The organism is uncultured Psychroserpens sp., from assembly GCF_947501425.1.
Taxonomy (GTDB): Bacteria; Bacteroidota; Bacteroidia; order Flavobacteriales; family Flavobacteriaceae; genus Psychroserpens.
The window spans coordinates 445,266-462,509 of sequence record NZ_CANMVN010000002.1 but is presented as its reverse complement, the minus strand read 5'-3'; the positions used below and the strand labels follow the sequence as shown (position 1 = coordinate 462,509).

The window sequence follows — 17,244 nt, the reverse complement described above, 5'->3', positions numbered from 1 at the left end:
CTCCTAACCAATCGGAGAACTAAATTATACGCATGGAAGAAAAAAAATTTGATCTAAATTCAATTATAGGGTTTATTCTTATCTTCGGAATATTACTCTTTATGATGTGGCAAAATGCGCCCTCTCCTGAAGAAATAGCCGAACAGGAAAAACAAGAACAACTTGAAGCTGAAAAGAAAGCTCAAGAAAAACAAACAACATCTAATGAGTCTACAAAAGTAACCACTGCTGAAGATTTTTCAGCGCCTCAGCCTGGTGACTCTTTAAAACTTGTAGATTTAAAAAATAAATTAGGAGCGTTTGCTTATTCGTCTACTTTGCCATCGGCAACCGATACCTATACAACAGTAGAAACAGATGTGCTGGACTTGAAATTTAGTAATAAAGGAGGATTTCTTTCCGAAGTAATTCTTAAAGAATTTGTAGACTACGATTCTATTCCAATCGCTTTAATTCAAAATGGTAATGCTGCATTTAATATCACATTACCAACAACTGATAATAGAATTTTAAATACTGAAGACAAATATTTCGAACCAACTGTGACTAAGAATGGAGATAATACAGTGGTTTCAATGAAATTCAAGGCTTCAGAGTCTAAATTTTTAGAGTATCGTTACGAGTTGAAGTCTGATAACTACATGATTGACTTTTCAATTCGTTCCCAAGGCCTGAACACTTTAGTAAATAGTTCTCAGGATATTAACCTGGATTGGAAATTAAAGGCATTTCGTCATGATCAAAGTATCACTTACGAAAATCGCTATACGCGTTTAACCTACATGTATGAAGGTGATAAAATTGACAAGTTAGCTCAAATGGGTGAAGACGAAGAGGATATAGAAGAAGCCCGTTGGTTATCTTACAGACAGCATTTCTTTAGTTCTATACTCGTTGCTGATAAACCCTTCAAAAAAGCGACTATTGCTACTACAGATCTTGTACAGGATGAGGAGGTCGATACCGTGTTTACAAAACAATTTGCCTCTAAATTACCTCTCACGTTCAATGGTGGTGAAGCAGATAATAATTTTCAATTATACTTTGGACCAACAGATAGTAAAGTTTTAAAACAATACGAATATGATCTTGAGGAAAGTATTCCTTTTGGATGGGGAATTTTTGGATGGATCAATAAAGCGCTGTTCATTCCTTTATTCGGATTTCTGAGTTCATTCCTACCTTATGGTATTGCCATTATTGTGATGACCATCTTAATTAAATTAATGATGTCTTTTGTGCAATACAAACAATTCTTATCTCAAGCGAAACTGAGAGTCCTTAAACCAGAATTAGACGCCATCAGAGAGAAGCATAAGGATAACAAAATGAAAGCACAACAAGAGACTATGGCATTACAGAACAAAGCAGGTGCAAGTCCGTTAGCAGGATGTCTTCCTGGCTTAATTCAACTGCCAGTGTTTTATGCTTTATTCATGTTTTTCCCTACAGCCTTTGATTTAAGACAAAAAAGTTTCCTTTGGGCAGATGATTTATCCTCTTATGATGTGATTGCCGAATTGCCATTCAACATACCATTTTACGGAGATCACGTGAGTTTATTCCCTATTTTGGCTGCAATAGCAATTTTCTTCTATATGAAGATGACTACAGGACAGCAAATGGCATCACAACCAACACAAGAAGGTATGCCAGATATGAGCAAGATGATGAAGTATATGATTTATTTCTCACCATTGTTAATGTTAGTTTTCTTTAATCAGTATGCTTCAGGATTGAGTTTGTATTACTTTATCTCTAACTTGATTAGTATTGGTATCATGATCGTCATCAAGAATTATATTTTAGACGAAGACAAGATTCACGCGCAGATTCAGGTGAATAAAACGAAGCCTAAAAAGCAAAATAAATTTCAGAAGAAAATGGCTCAGATGATGGAGCAGGCAGAGCAACAAAAGCAAGCACAGCAGAAGAGAAAGAAGTAAGAACGTTTAAATAGAACATATAAAAGAGCCTTTAGACTATTCTAAAGGCTCTTTTGGTTGGTTGCAAGTAGTTTTATTTTATAATCATTCTTTTAGAGATCAATTCCTGACCATTTAGAACTAAACTATATATAAACATTCCTTTGCCTATTTGCGATGCGTTGATGGTAATTTCACCGCTTTTATTTGATAGTTTGAACTCTCTAACAATTCTACCATTCATATCAAAAACCATTAAGCTGGCATCGCTAGCGCCTTCCTGTAATTGGTAACGAATCGTTGTTCGATCTGTAAACGGATTTGGAATATTTTGCTCAAGTTGAGCTCCTGTACTATTTTCTGTGGATAACTCGTTATTGCTTTCCTTTGAAAGTTTCTGACCTTTCAATTCTGCTAATTCCTCCTTGAGTAATTTAACTTCATCATTAAGTTCATTAACAGCTGCTGTCAAGATAGAGATCATTCCAGTGTAATTAATCGACTTAAAAGAAAATTTTGATGTAGTATTTCCTTCTTTATCAAAAACAGGTTTTGTGATGTCTAGTGTTAGTTCTGGAAATACTTCTGCAAATTCTTGTGAGATGAAACCATGTTGTTTCTTATCAGATAAACTTATTTCGCTCATTATTTTGTAATCGTACGTAATTGGTCTTAGGAGCGCCAGACGTTCTAACACGTTTGTTTCTTCTTTTACATTTTCTTTTAATTTTCTGTCTGATGGCAAATAAGATCCTGTAGTGAAAACATTTCCGTCAAAATAGCCAGCAAAACTGTTTGAACCTCCTAAACTAACCTCACCGTAAATAGCAGCATCAAATCCGCTAGTAAGAAATGTTGATCCAAAAACTGCAATCTTTTCATTACTACCACTAGTAACTCTAGAACTAATCCCTATACTTCGATTTGTTCCACTAGTTTGTAAGTTTAATCCAGTACTGTTCGGTCCTTGGGTTAGGATATTACCGCCAATATTAAAGATGTTACCAGCGTTTGATGTTATATCAATTCCTCTACACGTATTACTTTTGGATATAGGATCTGAGTTTATCTTTAAACCAGTAGCGGTACTTCCTTTTAAGCCTCCTCTACTTATATTGTCGATTTCTACTCTGGCTAGACTTGAAAAAGCACCTATACTTCGAACTCTTCCAAATGTTGTACTTCCTTCATTATCCATTGTTGCTACAAGAGTAGAATTGGTAGAGGTAAAGCTATTAGCAACTCTAAACTCAAGGTCATTGCTACTCGCATCACTGCCTATCCATTGGATTCTAGGTTTGTCATTAGCGTTGTTGATGTTTTGATAACCAAAAGTTAATGACTTATTTGGGATTTGAAAACGTAATCCATACACAGATTGTGAACCTGTAGGCACACGACCTAAGGCAAACCATCGAGAGTTATTGAAAGTAAAATTGGATCCATCATCCAATTGTGTCACATTACCAGCTCTAAATCTAAAGATTTCACTGGCTTGAGGTCCAGTTGGATTCGTTATACTTGAGTTAACGGTTCCAACTGATTGATTTGTAGTTGCTTGGCCAAACATTAAATAGGCGCTTAACAACGTGATAAAGAGTAATGTTTTTTTCATAATTTTAATTTTTTTTGCATTAATTTTATTAAAGTTACTTAAAAATTGAATTTTGTTTAATAAAATTAACAAAACATTAAACAAATATTAACATTGAGATTGATTCTTTGCAAATATTCTTATTGTTTTGATTATCAGGTAAATGTAATTTTGTAAGCGAAGACGTTGCGTTTAACATATAGTCCTGCTCAATCTAAAAAAAAAGCCCTTAGTTGATATCTAAGGACTTTTTGTATTAATGCATTTGTTATTTATTGTAATGTCATTTTCAAACAGTAATAATAGTGTGTAAATAATTTTGAAACGTAGCCCAATAAAAAGAGCCTCTAGATGGTCTAGAGGCTCTTCATTGAATTCATTCTAATTCAATTACTGCTATTAATCAATTTCGAATGAACTTATAAGAATGTGATTAATCAGCAGACGGTAACATCACTTTGTTTAATACGTGGATGACTCCGTTTCCGGCTTGTACATCTACCGCTACAATTCCTACATCTGTATTTCCAGCACCATCTGTAACATCTGCAATGTTATCTCCTGTGCCTGGTACACTAATTGTAATGGCTTGTCCGTTTAACATTGTTGGATTTGCTCCATTACTTTCTATTAAATCAGAAGACGTTACATTGGCCTCATCTAAAACATGGTGTAATAATACTTGCGTTAATACATCTTCTGCTGGTATAGCGTCTAATGCATCGAAAGCTGCGTTTGTAGGCGCAAATACTGTAAAAGGCGCAGGAGCTGTTCCGTTTGCAGTTGATAGTGTTGCAACAAAGTCTGTCGCTGGTGTTAAATCTGTTAACGCAGTTACTAAGGTTGAGAAGTTTGGATCTGCAGTTGCAAATGTTACTACTGAAGGAATATCAATTACAGTACCTACAGCATGTATAATTCCGTTTGTTCCAATGACATCCGCTTGATCTACAGAAGACACACCATTAAAACGAACACCATCGCTAGTATTGTAATATAAGCTTAGATTGTTATCATTTGGTCCTGTTGCTAATGTATTTGTATATCCAGCTCCAGCAGCTACCAATGAACTAGAAGCGACATCGCTACCAATAACATGGTTTAATAAGATATTGGCTAAAACATCAGTTGGAACATCTCCTAATGGTGTTCCGTCTAAAAATGTAACAAATGCATCATTATCTGGTGCCAGTACTGTAAATGGTCCAGCACCACTAAGAACGTTTACAAGGTCTCCATCAGCAGCGCCTAAAGCAGCAACCAAGTTGCTAAATCCAGGATTTGCCACAGCATGGTCTACAATTGTTGGAAGTCCGATTACTCGGTCTACAATGTGTATAGTTCCATTTGAAGCATCAATATCAGCACCATCTGGAGTCACAGATGATATGCCGTTAAATTCAACGCCTCCATCAGTATTGAAGTAAATACTTAAGTTTCTTCCACCAACACCTGTAGCGTTAGTACTTGTGTATCCTGCTCCTAAGCCTACTAAATCACCTGAAGTTAAATCTGCTGAAATAACATGGTTTAATAATACTTGTGATAAAAGATCTGTTGGTACATCACTTAATTGTGAGAATCCGTTGTCGCTTAAAAATGTTGCAAAAGCAGCATTTGTTGGAGCAAGTACAGTAAATGGACCACTACCACTTAATACGTTTACTAAATCTCCATCTGCAGCTTGTAAAGCAGCTACTAAACTTGTTAAATCTGAATTTCCAGCAGCGATCTCCACAATATTTTGAGGTTGTGGTAGTACTGGAGTACCATCATCGTCATTGCTACATGATGCAATTACAAGAGCAAATAAAAATAACGGTAGAAATTTTAATGTTTTTGAAATAATTTTCATTTTTTTGAGTTTTTGTTGTTCAACATTATTAATAAAAAATTAGTCTGTTCAACAAATCTAACAAATGATTAAACAAAACTAGATGAAGCGTCATTTTTTTATATATATTTTAACAATTGCATCTTTAAGTTTAAATGCTCAAAATACTGTAAATCAGTTTGATGAAGATGGTAAACGCCATGGAATTTGGAGGAAGTACTTTGATAAAACTAAAGAATTACGATATGAAGGACAGTTTAACCATGGAAAAGAAATAGGAATCTTTAAGTTCTATAAACTCAGTAAAGGAAAGAGTGTGTTGAGTGCAACAAAAGAGTTTAATGATCAGAATAACAACGCTTTGGTTAAGTTTTTGTCCTCCAAAGGAAAGCTTATCAGTGAAGGACAGATGAATGGCAAACTTCGTTTTGGGAAGTGGATCTATTACCATAATAAGAGTGATAACATTATGTCTATTGAATACTATAACGATAATGGTGAACTTGATGGAGAAAAGCAAATATTATATACCGATGGTTCTATTGCAGAACGATCAAATTACAGCAATGGCAAACTCGAAGGTGAATCTATTTGGTATGCTGAAAATGGAAATGTCCTTAAAAAGTTTCTCTATAAAAATGACCAGCTCAACGGCGTATCTACATACTATGATGCAGATGGAAATATTGCAGCAAAGGGCGCCTACAAAAATGATCTTAAGCATGGCATATGGAAATACTATGAAGGCGGAAAACTTGTCAAAACTAAAGACCATACCAAGCGAAGTAAAAATCCGAAAAAGCAATAGTCTAAACTAATACATTGTATAGGTAATTATAATAGCAGCAGATATCCTGTTGCTATTTTTATTTCTTAATTTTGCAAAATGAAACACGCGAATAAGGTGTTTATTAGATTTAGTTAAGATGAACTTAAGTGTTCCATCTGTCCTATAAAAAAGAATATTGACTATCAGATGAAAAGAGTAATTGTCGGACTTTCAGGAGGTGTAGATTCAAGTGTTGCTGCCTATTTATTAAAGGAGCAAGGCTATGAGGTTATTGGCTTGTTTATGAAAAATTGGCATGATGATTCTGTGACTATTTCAGATGAATGTCCATGGTTAGACGATAGTAACGATGCCATGTTGGTAGCTGACAAATTGGGTATTCCATTCCAAACCATAGATCTAAGTGAGCAATACAAAGAGCGAATTGTAGACTATATGTTTGATGAATATCAAAAAGGAAGAACGCCAAATCCAGATGTGCTTTGCAACAGAGAAATCAAGTTTGATGTCTTTATGAAAATAGCATTAGACCTTGGTGCTGATTATGTAGCAACAGGGCATTATTGTCGGAAGGGTACTTTTGAAAAGGATGGGCAAACTATCTATCAGCTCTTGTCTGGTGTAGATAACAACAAAGATCAATCCTATTTCCTATGTCAATTATCTCAAGAACAATTATCTAAAGCGCTTTTCCCAATTGGAGAACTGACCAAACCTGAAGTTCGTGATATTGCAACTAAGTTAGATTTGGTCACTGCAGATAAAAAGGATTCTCAGGGTTTATGTTTCATAGGAAAAGTGAGATTACCAGAATTTCTTCAGCAAAAATTAAAGCCAAAGGAAGGTGTGATTGTTGAAATTCCTGAAGATAAAGCTTTGTATACTTCAGATAGTCCCAAATTCGATTCTAAAGAAAAAGAACTTCAGTATTTAACAAAGAAAATCAATTACTCGGTTTCCGACGGAAAAATCGTTGGAAAGCATCAAGGTGCACACTACTTTACTAAAGGGCAACGAAAAGGTCTGGCTGTTGGAGGAACTGTTGAGCCTCTCTTTGTTATTGAAACAGATGTTGATGACAATGTTATTTATACTGGTCAGGGAAAATCTCATCCAGGGCTTTTAAAAAGAGCTTTGTTTGTTACTAATGATGAATTACATTGGATTCGTGAAGATCTAACACTGGACGTAGATGAAACTATGGAAGTCAAAGCTAGAATTCGTTACCGACAACCTCTTGAGAAAGCTACACTCTACAAAGTAGATAACGGTCTTTTTGTCGAATTTGAAAATCCACAATCGGCAATTACAGAAGGTCAGTTTGTGGCTTGGTATCTGGATGACGAATTAGTAGGTTCGGGAGTAATTTCTTAAATTGCAGTACAGAAATCTTATTTTTCAAGTTAAAAAACAACCTGGTTTTTAAATGAAATATAAATTGCTATGAAGAAAATCCTACTTGTTTGTATTGTGCTATTTCAGTTGAATGCTATCGCTCAGGAACAAGATGCTTGGGTTTATTTCAACGCAAAAGAAAATGTGCAAGATGCAATTGATAATCCAATCACCATTTTAACTCAACAAGCCATCGATCGCAAAAGTAATCATGGTATAAGTATAGATGAACGTGATGTTCCTGTCAACGAAGCTTACATTACTCAACTCAAAGCTCCTGAAACAGGAGTGACTGTTTTTGCAAAGTCCAAATGGTTTAATGCAGTTTATGTTCGTGGATCTGAAGAGGATATTAATGCATTAGTCTCAGATTTTGAATTTGTAGAGGCTGTTGAATTTGCAGATAGGAGTTTAAACACCTTGTCTAGGTCTGCTGAGATCTCAGATAAATTCGCAATTGAAAATGCAACTGTAGATTTTAATTATGGAGATACTCAAAATCAGGTTAACATGATCAATGCCAACGCACTTCATCTGGAAAATTATACAGGAGAAGGTATTATTATTGCTGTTCTGGATTCAGGGTTTGCAAATGCAGATACTATGGCTGCTTTTCAACGTTTGCGTGATAATGGCGATTTGTTAGATGGTTATGATTTTGTTGGACGAAATGAAAATGTTTATGAATTCATAGGAAATGATCATGGAACGAAAGTTTTAAGTAATATGGCAGGCTTTGTTCAAGATCAGTTTGTAGGAACTGCTCCAGATGCGACGTATTATCTATTTAGGACCGAAGATGTTTCGAGTGAGACACCAGTTGAAGAAGCCTATTGGGTCGAAGCTGCGGAACGTTCTGATAGTCTTGGTGTACATATCATAAATAGTTCATTAGGTTATAGAACCTATCAAAATCAAAACTATAGTTATGCTCCTGAAGATTTAGATGGAGCAACTGCTTTTATTACAAGAGGAGCTGATATTGCTAATGAAAAAGGAATTCTGGTAGTTATATCAGCTGGAAATTCTGGTGCTACTGGTGTTGGTGCACCTGCTGATGCTCAAGGGGTGTTAACTGTAGGTGCTGTTAATGCCGATGGTGAATACGCAGGTTTTAGCTCTCAGGGAAGTGCTTTTCAACCTTCACAGAAACCAGATGTTGTAGCTCGAGGAGCTGCAGCTTTTGTAATTGATGACACCAATACTATTGTTAATAATAATGGAACATCGTTTAGTGCTCCGATAATGGCTGGAGGTATTGCCTCATTATGGCAAGCTTTGCCTGATGCAACAAATGAAGAGATTAAACAATATGTAAGGCAATCTGCATCACAATACACTACGCCAGATTATTTTTTAGGCTATGGGATTCCAAATTTAGAAATAGCCAGAGACATTGGACTTTCATTACAGGAAGAGACGTTTTTTAGTTTTAAGGTGTATCCAAACCCTGTGACTAACATTTTAAGCATACAGATTCCTACAGCTAATGAAACAACAACAATGATTGTTTATGATACGCTTGGGAAAATTATATTAGAACAAGAAGTTAACTCTTCTGCCAGTCAGTTGGATGTATCTTCAATATCGCCAGGTATCTATATTCTATTATTTCAATCTGGTAATACTTCAAAAACATTTAAACTTATAAAATCATAAATGGCTAATAAAATTACTGAGCTCTTCCATATCAAATATCCAATTATTCAAGCTGGAATGATTTGGAATAGTGGTTGGAGACTTGCTTCCGCAGCTAGTAATGCAGGAGCATTAGGTTTAATTGGCGCAGGTTCAATGTATCCGGATGTGCTTCGTGACCATATTCAAAAATGTAAAAAAGCAACAGACAAACCTTTTGGAGTTAATGTTCCGATGTTATATCCAAACATCGAAGAGATCATGAATATTATTGTGGACGAAGGTGTAAAGATTGTATTTACTTCAGCAGGAAACCCTAAAACTTGGACCTCATGGTTGAAAGAAAGAGGAATCACTGTAGTTCATGTAGTGAGTAGTGTAAAATTTGCATTGAAAGCTCAAGACGCAGGTGTTGATGCTGTGGTTGCCGAAGGTTTTGAAGCAGGTGGTCATAACGGAAGAGAAGAAACTACTACTTTAACGCTAATTCCAATGGTTAAAGAACAATTAAAGATTCCGTTAATAGCAGCAGGAGGAATTGCTACCGGACAAATTATGCTAGCGGTAATGATTCTAGGTGCAGATGCGGTTCAGGTTGGAAGCCGTTTCGTTGCTAGTGAAGAATCATCTGCTCATGAAGCATTTAAAAACGTGGTTGTTGATGCTAAAGAAGGTGACACTCAATTAACCTTGAAAGAATTGGCACCTGTTCGTTTAATAAAGAATAAATTCTTTGATGAAGTTCAGGAACTCTATAAAACAGGACCATCCATTGAAGAACTTAAAACACTGTTAGGTCGTGCCCGAGCTAAACGTGGGATGTTTGAAGGTGATTTGGAAGATGGCGAATTAGAGATTGGTCAAATTGCAGGATTAATCCATGATATTAAGCCTGCTGCTCAAATTGTTGAGGACATGATTCAGGAATTTAAAAGTGCTCAAAAGCAATCACAAGATATTACGTTTTAAAAATAGTATATTTGATATTGAATCCCTATTAATTATTTACTCTCTATGATAATATGAGCACAAAACTACATGTTTTAGTGCCAGATGGTGACAGCACATGGGCTTTATCTGTGATACAATGTTTATCTCATGTAGAGCGCTACAAACTATTTGTGCTCTCCAATAAAAAGCGTACAGCTACAAAATATTCGAAATACACTTCGTATTACAAGTATTATGAGAGAACTACTGAAGCTAATTGGTTAGAGATAATCAAAAATGAGATACAAGCTAATAACATCTCCATTGTTGTACCAATAGCCGAGTCTGAACTATATTTTTTTATTAAGCACAAAGAAACGATCTCTCAATTTTCTAAGATCATACCTCTACCTGAATTAACAAATTTTGAAATTGCTAAAGAAAAAAGACTTTTAAGTGAATTTGCTCAGACAAATGAGATTCGGCATCCCAGATCATTTAATATAACTTCGGAAAGCGATAAGCAAGCGATGTTATCTACAATCAATTTTCCTATACTAATAAAGCCTAAAGATCAAAAAGGTGGTGATGGAATTATTAAGATAACGACCAAAGCCGATTTTGAGAAGCAGATTCCCAACATCAGTCAACCTCTGTTTATTCAGGAATATATTGAGGGTTATGACATTGATTGTAGTGTGCTATGTCGCAACGGAAAAATAATAACTTACACTATTCAGCAAGGGACTTTACAGGGTCATAGTCCGTTTGCTCCGCAACTTGGTTTTGATTTTGTAGATAATGATAAGGTATTTGAGCTTGTCAGAGAAGTCATGCTAAAGCTTGATTGGTCAGGTGTGGCTCATTTGGATATGCGATATGATAAAAAGGCCAATGATTACAAACTCATTGAAATCAACCCTCGTTTTTGGGGTAGTATTGAAGCGTCTCGTGTTGCAGGAATTAATTTTCCAGATTTGGTCATACAATTAGCTCATGGTCAACCAGTGTTAAATACGGGATATGAACATACAAGTTATATGCGCTTAAAAGGTGTTTTTTCGTCTATTAAGCGTCGACCAGCATTTATCTTAAAAAGATCATACTTAATGAACAATACCGAAGTGAAAACATTTTTAAATGATCCCTTGCCTACGTTATATAAATTTAGAGAATGGTTAGGAAGGCAATTTTAGTAAAGTCTATAAACAACAAAAAGAGGACAAAGCCTCTTTTTGTCTGAAACGTTTTTAACAACAAAATTTTTAAATCCCTCTAAAATAATAGCTAAAAAAGTTTCTACCCCAAATACCTAACCTACTACAATAAGGTATTTATTGATGATAAAAATAATAGTTTCAGGAATTAATTATAACTATTTACAGTTCAACTTATTAACAATTACCGTTCATAACTTTATAATAATCAAACAATTGAATTGTGGTAGATCGTAAAACTTGACCTTCTTTGGGATAACCCAAACCAAATACTTTAACTTTGGCCATTAAAAAAATAGCTTTTGATCTTATCACAATACACTAGAGAGTTTAATTACAATTTTAAGTTAGCTGCACCAGTTATTCTTGGGATGCTCGGACATACTTTTGTGAGTTTTGTTGATAATATCATGGTTGGTCAGTTAGGTACTGCAGAACTGGCTGCGGTTTCCCTCGGAAATAGTTTCATGTTTATTGCTATGTCTATTGGAATAGGATTTTCAACAGCTATTACACCTCTGGTTGCTGAGGCAGATGCAGCTAATGATTTTTCTAAAGGAAAATCTTCCTTTAAGCATGGTTTGTTTCTGTGTACTGTATTAGGAATTTTGTTGTTTTTTTCAGTATTCTTTGCCAAACCACTATTATATTTTATGAAACAGCCTGTTGAAGTGGTTGAACTTGCTCTACCATACCTGACTCTGGTTGCCTTTTCATTAATTCCGCTCATAGTTTTTCAGGCGTTCAAACAGTTTAGCGATGGATTGTCAATGACCAGATATCCTATGTATGCTACTATTTTGGCTAATATTGTTAATGTAGTGTTGAATTACATTTTGATCTTTGGAAAATTTGGTTTTCCTGAGTTGGGTATTGTAGGAGCTGCCTACGGAACTTTATGTTCTCGTTTTATTATGGTTGCACATCTTTGGTGGTTATTAACTAAAAAAGAGAAATCAAAAGCCTATGTCACCAACATTAAGATCTTTGTTCTTGAAAAGTTAATGCTCAGAAAAATTATAAACTTAGGAGCGCCAAGTGCGATGCAGATGTTTTTTGAAGTAGCCATTTTTACAGCAGCCATTTGGTTAAGTGGTTTGTTAGGTAAAAATCCTCAGGCAGCCAATCAAATAGCTCTTAATTTATCATCGATGACTTTTATGGTCGCAATGGGATTAAGTGTGGCCTCTATGATAAGAGTTGGAAATCAAAAAGGATTACATCAATATTTTGAATTGCGAAGAATAGCATTTTCTATTTTTATGTTGGCAATCTTATTAGCAATTTGTTTCGGAACTATCTTTTTCTTATTTCATAATGAGTTACCAAAATTGTATGTCGATTTTGATGATAGTAAGAATTTATTAGATAATACCGAAGTGGTCAGTATTGCAGCTAAATTGATGATTGCAGCAGCTATATTTCAGATAAGTGATAGTATCCAAGTTGTTGTTTTAGGAGCTCTTAGAGGTTTGCAAGATGTAAAAATACCAACAATAATTACCTTTATTTCTTATTGGGTCGTTGGGTTTCCTATTAGTTTTTTCCTCGGAAAAGAAGAGGCCTATGGTAGTTTTGGGATATGGCTTGGTCTACTTGCTGGATTAACCACTGCTGCAATATTATTGTTTATTAGATTTAATTATCTCACGAAAAAGTTAATTTTGTCAAATACTAACGCGTAAGAACAATATGGAATTACCAAAATTTATTCTCGGAGATAATACGGATTATCCAAATGCGATATATGTGATTCATACCGAATTCCCAAGATTTATTATCAATCTCGAAGATGATGATGTCGAGTGGTTTGAAGAGTTTGATGAACATGATCAACGTGAAATAGAAAGTGAGGCCGAAAATTTAATACAAGCTGCAACCGATTTTTACGATAGAGAAGTTTCCAGATACGACGAATAATGTTAGAAGAACTAGTACAACTTGATACCGAATTATTTATCTATTTAAATAACTTAGGAACTAAAACATGGGATGGATTTTGGATGTTCTACACCACCAAATTCAATTGGATCCCTTTTTATGTGCTATTGGCTTATCTCATGTATAAGCGACTTAACACTAAAATGTTCTTGCTAACACTCTTAGTGGTTGCTTTAATGATTACGTTTACAGATCAAATTACTAACCTTTTTAAAAAGGTGTTAGTTATGCGACTCAGACCATGTCACAATGGCGATATCGAAGGCATGTTTAGATTAGTAAAAGAGTATTGCGGTGGGAAATACGGGTATTTCTCAGGGCATGCATCAAACTCAATGGCTGTAGCTGTGTTTACGAGTTTAATGTTACGATCTAAATATAAATTCTTACCCTATATTTTGATGGTTTGGGCAATCGCTATGGGCTATAGTCGCATTTATATAGGAGTGCACTATCCGTTAGATGTTGTGAGTGGAATGCTCTTTGGAGCTTTTTCTGGATTTTTATTCTACAAATTAGACAAGTACCTCCAGTCAAGATATAAGTTAGTCTAAGGAACTAAAAGCTCTTTTTTTTAATCGTATAGTTTATGGATTTTCGTTTCATCCATAAATAAGCGAAACAATCCATGAGAGGAGATATCAATCGTTTCCGAAGTCCAAATTTTGAACTGCCAGCAATTCTGGGAAAATGTTGAACTGGCACCTGTTTTATGGTTCCATGCTGAAGTAAAATCATTGCAGGTAAAAAACGATGCAAACCTTTAAACATTGGGATGTGCTTAGCATATTCTGTTCTAATCACTTTTAACGGACAACCTGTATCGTCCATACCATCTTTAGTAAATAGCCTGCGAATACTGTTGCCAATCTTTGAAGATAGTTGCTTTATAATATTATCTTCTCTTTGCGTTCGAACTCCAGTAACCAAATCGTAATTATCAATATGAGCTAATAGCAAATCAAAATCTTTAGGCGTAGTTTGAAGATCAGCATCAATATATCCAACAAGTTCTGTAGTAACATGATCAAAACCTGCTTTAAGAGCTGCGCTTAGTCCTTCATTTTTCCTGAATTGCAACACATTAAAACCATCATGATTGTCACAAATAGTGTCCAGAAGGATCTGGCTCTCATCTAGAGAACCATCATTTATAAAAAGGATTTTAGTAGCAATGGCCGAATGTTTTTGATAATCTACAAGTTCTTGTTCAACACGCAATAGGTTATCTGCTTCATTATAAACCGGAACAATAATCGTGAATCTATAATCCATTCATGGAAAGTTTGTATACAAAAATATTCATTTTTATCTGCATGCAGTTGATTTGGTTTGATTTAAAAATTGTTATTTTGTAGTTTCAAATTGTATACATGAAAATACTAGTTACAGGAGCTGTTGGTTTTATTGGTTCACATACAGCAGAGCGTTTGCATGCTCTAGGTCATGAGGTTATTGCCTTAGATAATTTTAATGATTATTACGATCAGGAATTGAAAGATCTAAATGCTAAAGCTTTAACCAAAAAAGGTATTGTTGTCACAAAAAAAGATCTACGCGATTCCGATTTTGCTAAAGACTTGCCAACCGACATTAATTATATTTTTCATTTTGCTGCTCAACCTGGTATTTCTCAAACCTCTACATTTGAGGACTATTTCAGTAATAATATTATAGCAACCAAGAATCTTATTGATTATGCTATGTCCTGTGAAGCTTTGAAGTTGTTTATCAATATCGGAACATCATCCATATACGGATTAGAAGCAACATTTCCAGAAGATAAAGCACCAAAGCCTGCTTCACATTATGGTGTTACCAAGTTAGCAGCCGAACAATTGGTACTCCAAAAAAGTAGAGAACAACAAATGCGAGCTTGTTCCTTACGATTGTACTCAGTGATAGGACCACGTGAGCGTCCTGAAAAAATGTATACCAAACTTATTGCTTTAGGCTTGCAAGACAAACCGTTTCCTTTATTTGAAGGTAGTGATAAACACTTACGTAGTTTTACCTATGTAGGAGATATTGTTGATGGCGTAGTGAGTGTGATAGGAAATGAAACTAAGGTAGATGGCGAGATCATCAATTTAGGGACAGAGGTTGAACACACCACTCAGGAAGGTATTGAGGCTGTTGAGCAAGTTCTGGGGAAATCTATTACATTGAATGTCATTCCTAAGCGTCCAGGAGATCAATCGCGTACTAAAGCGAATATCGATAAAGCCAGACGATTATTAAATTACAATCCGCAAACGACATTATTGGAAGCTGTTAGAAAACAAGTGGAGTGGTATAAGGCTAATTTTTAAGTTTTAAAAGGTATTCTGCAGCCACAAAAGGAGTGGTTTTTCCGTCCTCAAGTAATTGTAACTGAGCTTTCAGTTCTTCTTTAATCTTTGGTTGATTAAAAAAATCAGATTTTAAACGTTCTTCAATGGTTTGTAGTAGCCAAAATTTATTTTGCTCTGTTCGGTTGTGTTCAAAATAATTGTTGGCTTTAGTATGAGCCATATAATCTGTGATCAAAGCCCAAAGGTCATCAATGCCTTCACGCTTGAGCGCGCTACATAAGGTGACTTTTGGTTGCCATTCTGAATCCTTTTGTGGATACAAATGAAGCGCTCTGTTAAATTCAACTTTGGCTAATTTAGCCGCTTTGAGATTCTCACCATCGGCTTTATTGATGGCTATGGCATCAGCCATTTCAATGATTCCACGTTTAATACCTTGCAATTCATCTCCAGCACCTGCAATTTTCAGTAGCAAAAAGAAATCGACCATGCTATGTACTGCAGTTTCGCTTTGTCCAACACCAACAGTTTCAATAATTATTGTATCAAATCCAGCTGCTTCACATAAAATAATAGTTTCACGAGTCTTTCGAGCTACACCACCAAGCGATGTTCCCGAAGGTGAGGGTCTAATAAACGCATTGTCATTTTTTACCAAATCTTCCATTCTGGTCTTATCGCCCAAAATACTGCCTTTACTCAAACTGCTACTTGGATCAACAGCAAGCACAGCAACTCTTTTACCTAAAGCTGTTAAATGCATTCCAAAGGCTTCAATAAATGTACTTTTACCAACACCTGGAACACCTGTGATTCCTATTCTAATCGAAGTATTTGCATGAGGTAAGCAATGTTGAATAATCTCGTTAGCTTTTTCAAGATGTTTAGGATTAGAGCTTTCAACAAGGGTAATCGCTCTGCTTAGTGCAGTGATATTTCCGTTTAATATTTCAGAGACTAGGTCTTCGGTAGTGGGTTGTACGCGTCGTTTCTTCTGAATACTTTTAATAGAAGTTGTGTTGGTAATCTCAGATGGAGATACACCCTCTTTTTCATGTAATGCTGAAGATTTTGATTTTTTTAACAAACCCTTATTTTTTGTCGTTTATTACATTTAAAGGTACTGCTATTTTTGTTTTATCCCAAGCCATAGTAAGTTTCAGGTTGTCTGTAGAATTATCAAAAGCTATTGTAAATTGCTCTACAACACTGTCTAATTTTTCCACAGGAATATCGATTTCCAAAAGATCATAATTAGGATCCCACATGGGTTGCATTTCTTCATCAACTCCCCAGGAATATTGTTTGGTGTTTAAAATGACTTTCCATGAAGAATCATTTGGAACCGTCCAGAGCGTATATTTACCTTCAGGCACATAGATGCCTTTAATCATTAATTTTTTGTTGGTTTCAAATGTTGTAGCTTCGTTAGCACCTGTTCTCCAAACTTTATTATAAGGGACTAAAGCGCCAAAAACGTCCCGTCCTTTTTTGGAAGGTCTGTTGTAGAATACTTCAAGTCGAAGGTCGTTCAATCTAAATTCTACTGTATCTTTAGGACTCAGTCGAGAAGCAAAAATATTTTCTACAAAGTAGGAGTAAATAAAAAGTCCGAGTGCAACAACAGACAAAGTAACAAGTAGGCGTTTTAAAAACGTATTCATAGCTTAAAAGAGGATGATAGTA

15 protein-coding genes are annotated in these 17,244 nt (G+C 35.3%); 10 read left to right on the top strand and 5 right to left on the bottom strand.

The window, feature by feature from the left end; genetic code table 11:
• Positions 1-32 precede the first annotated feature (32 nt).
• Entirely contained in the window at positions 33-1,946 is a 1,914-nt protein-coding gene (gene yidC, locus Q0951_RS04610) for a membrane protein insertase YidC (RefSeq protein WP_299334830.1), read from the top strand.
• Positions 1,947-2,019: 73 nt separating this feature from the next.
• On the opposite strand, the gene Q0951_RS04605 is transcribed toward yidC, so the two are convergent.
• Both Q0951_RS04605 and Q0951_RS04600 read right to left on the bottom strand, forming a co-directional pair.
• Positions 2,020-3,540, bottom strand: a complete 1,521-nt coding sequence (locus tag Q0951_RS04605) for a tail fiber domain-containing protein (RefSeq protein ID WP_299334827.1) — start codon at positions 3,538-3,540, stop codon at positions 2,020-2,022.
• Positions 3,541-3,952: 412 nt separating this feature from the next.
• Complete coding sequence (locus Q0951_RS04600) at positions 3,953-5,374, bottom strand: fasciclin domain-containing protein (RefSeq protein WP_299334825.1); 1,422 nt, start codon at positions 5,372-5,374, stop codon at positions 3,953-3,955.
• Positions 5,375-5,456: 82 nt separating this feature from the next.
• Between Q0951_RS04600 and Q0951_RS04595 the strand changes: the two genes are divergently transcribed.
• The 8 genes from Q0951_RS04595 to Q0951_RS04560 all read left to right on the top strand — a co-directional run bounded on the left by Q0951_RS04595 (position 5,457) and on the right by Q0951_RS04560 (position 13,818).
• Positions 5,457-6,161, top strand: coding sequence for a toxin-antitoxin system YwqK family antitoxin (locus Q0951_RS04595; protein WP_299334823.1), 705 nt, complete (start codon positions 5,457-5,459; stop codon positions 6,159-6,161).
• A 168-nt stretch (positions 6,162-6,329) separates the two neighbouring features.
• Complete coding sequence (mnmA, locus tag Q0951_RS04590; protein ID WP_299334821.1) at positions 6,330-7,517, top strand: tRNA 2-thiouridine(34) synthase MnmA; 1,188 nt, start codon at positions 6,330-6,332, stop codon at positions 7,515-7,517.
• 69 nt (positions 7,518-7,586) lie between these two features.
• Entirely contained in the window at positions 7,587-9,197 is a 1,611-nt protein-coding gene (locus tag Q0951_RS04585; protein WP_299334819.1) for a S8 family serine peptidase, read from the top strand.
• Positions 9,198-10,145, top strand: coding sequence for a nitronate monooxygenase (locus tag Q0951_RS04580; protein WP_299334816.1), 948 nt, complete (start codon positions 9,198-9,200; stop codon positions 10,143-10,145).
• 53 nt (positions 10,146-10,198) lie between these two features.
• Positions 10,199-11,302 (top strand): ATP-grasp domain-containing protein, encoded by a 1,104-nt coding sequence (locus tag Q0951_RS04575; RefSeq protein WP_299334813.1) that lies wholly within the window; start codon positions 10,199-10,201, stop codon positions 11,300-11,302.
• A gap of 323 nt (positions 11,303-11,625) precedes the next feature.
• Positions 11,626-13,008, top strand: coding sequence for an MATE family efflux transporter (locus Q0951_RS04570; protein ID WP_299334811.1), 1,383 nt, complete (start codon positions 11,626-11,628; stop codon positions 13,006-13,008).
• Positions 13,009-13,015: 7 nt separating this feature from the next.
• Positions 13,016-13,243: a hypothetical protein gene (locus Q0951_RS04565; protein ID WP_299334808.1), complete on the top strand. Its 228-nt coding sequence runs from the start codon at positions 13,016-13,018 to the stop codon at positions 13,241-13,243.
• A complete protein-coding gene (locus Q0951_RS04560; protein WP_299334806.1) occupies positions 13,243-13,818 on the top strand; it encodes a phosphatase PAP2 family protein in 576 nt (191 codons plus the stop codon). Before Q0951_RS04565 ends, Q0951_RS04560 begins: the two co-directional genes overlap by 1 nt.
• A 4-nt stretch (positions 13,819-13,822) precedes the next feature.
• Here the strand turns inward: Q0951_RS04560 and Q0951_RS04555 are convergent, their stop codons facing one another.
• Positions 13,823-14,539: a glycosyltransferase family 2 protein gene (locus tag Q0951_RS04555; RefSeq protein WP_299334804.1), complete on the bottom strand. Its 717-nt coding sequence runs from the start codon at positions 14,537-14,539 to the stop codon at positions 13,823-13,825.
• A gap of 98 nt (positions 14,540-14,637) precedes the next feature.
• Between Q0951_RS04555 and Q0951_RS04550 the strand changes: the two genes are divergently transcribed.
• Positions 14,638-15,576 (top strand): NAD(P)-dependent oxidoreductase, encoded by a 939-nt coding sequence (locus Q0951_RS04550; RefSeq protein ID WP_299334802.1) that lies wholly within the window; start codon positions 14,638-14,640, stop codon positions 15,574-15,576.
• On the opposite strand, the gene meaB is transcribed toward Q0951_RS04550, so the two are convergent.
• Positions 15,566-16,645: a methylmalonyl Co-A mutase-associated GTPase MeaB gene (gene meaB, locus Q0951_RS04545; protein ID WP_299334800.1), complete on the bottom strand. Its 1,080-nt coding sequence runs from the start codon at positions 16,643-16,645 to the stop codon at positions 15,566-15,568. The two genes, Q0951_RS04550 and meaB, sit on opposite strands and share 11 nt — an antisense overlap.
• A 4-nt stretch (positions 16,646-16,649) precedes the next feature.
• A complete protein-coding gene (locus tag Q0951_RS04540; protein ID WP_299334798.1) occupies positions 16,650-17,222 on the bottom strand; it encodes a DUF2911 domain-containing protein in 573 nt (190 codons plus the stop codon).
• Between the last annotated feature and the right edge of the window lie 22 nt (positions 17,223-17,244).

Excerpts from the sequence above, each read along its gene's own strand:
- Q0951_RS04585 (WP_299334819.1), top strand. The coding sequence starts at position 7,587 with ATGAAGAAAATCCTACTTGTTTGTATTGTGCTATTTCAGTTGAATGCT.
- yidC (WP_299334830.1), top strand. The coding sequence starts at position 33 with ATGGAAGAAAAAAAATTTGATCTAAATTCAATTATAGGGTTTATTCTT.
- Q0951_RS04595 (WP_299334823.1), top strand. The coding sequence starts at position 5,457 with ATGAAGCGTCATTTTTTTATATATATTTTAACAATTGCATCTTTAAGT.
- Q0951_RS04605 (WP_299334827.1), bottom strand. The coding sequence starts at position 3,540 with ATGAAAAAAACATTACTCTTTATCACGTTGTTAAGCGCCTATTTAATG.
- Q0951_RS04555 (WP_299334804.1), bottom strand. The coding sequence starts at position 14,539 with ATGGATTATAGATTCACGATTATTGTTCCGGTTTATAATGAAGCAGAT.
- Q0951_RS04575 (WP_299334813.1), top strand. The coding sequence starts at position 10,199 with ATGAGCACAAAACTACATGTTTTAGTGCCAGATGGTGACAGCACATGG.
- mnmA (WP_299334821.1), top strand. The coding sequence starts at position 6,330 with ATGAAAAGAGTAATTGTCGGACTTTCAGGAGGTGTAGATTCAAGTGTT.
- Q0951_RS04560 (WP_299334806.1), top strand. The coding sequence starts at position 13,243 with ATGTTAGAAGAACTAGTACAACTTGATACCGAATTATTTATCTATTTA.
- Q0951_RS04540 (WP_299334798.1), bottom strand. The coding sequence starts at position 17,222 with ATGAATACGTTTTTAAAACGCCTACTTGTTACTTTGTCTGTTGTTGCA.
- Q0951_RS04580 (WP_299334816.1), top strand. The coding sequence starts at position 9,198 with ATGGCTAATAAAATTACTGAGCTCTTCCATATCAAATATCCAATTATT.
- Q0951_RS04550 (WP_299334802.1), top strand. The coding sequence starts at position 14,638 with ATGAAAATACTAGTTACAGGAGCTGTTGGTTTTATTGGTTCACATACA.
- Q0951_RS04565 (WP_299334808.1), top strand. The coding sequence starts at position 13,016 with ATGGAATTACCAAAATTTATTCTCGGAGATAATACGGATTATCCAAAT.
- Q0951_RS04600 (WP_299334825.1), bottom strand. The coding sequence starts at position 5,374 with ATGAAAATTATTTCAAAAACATTAAAATTTCTACCGTTATTTTTATTT.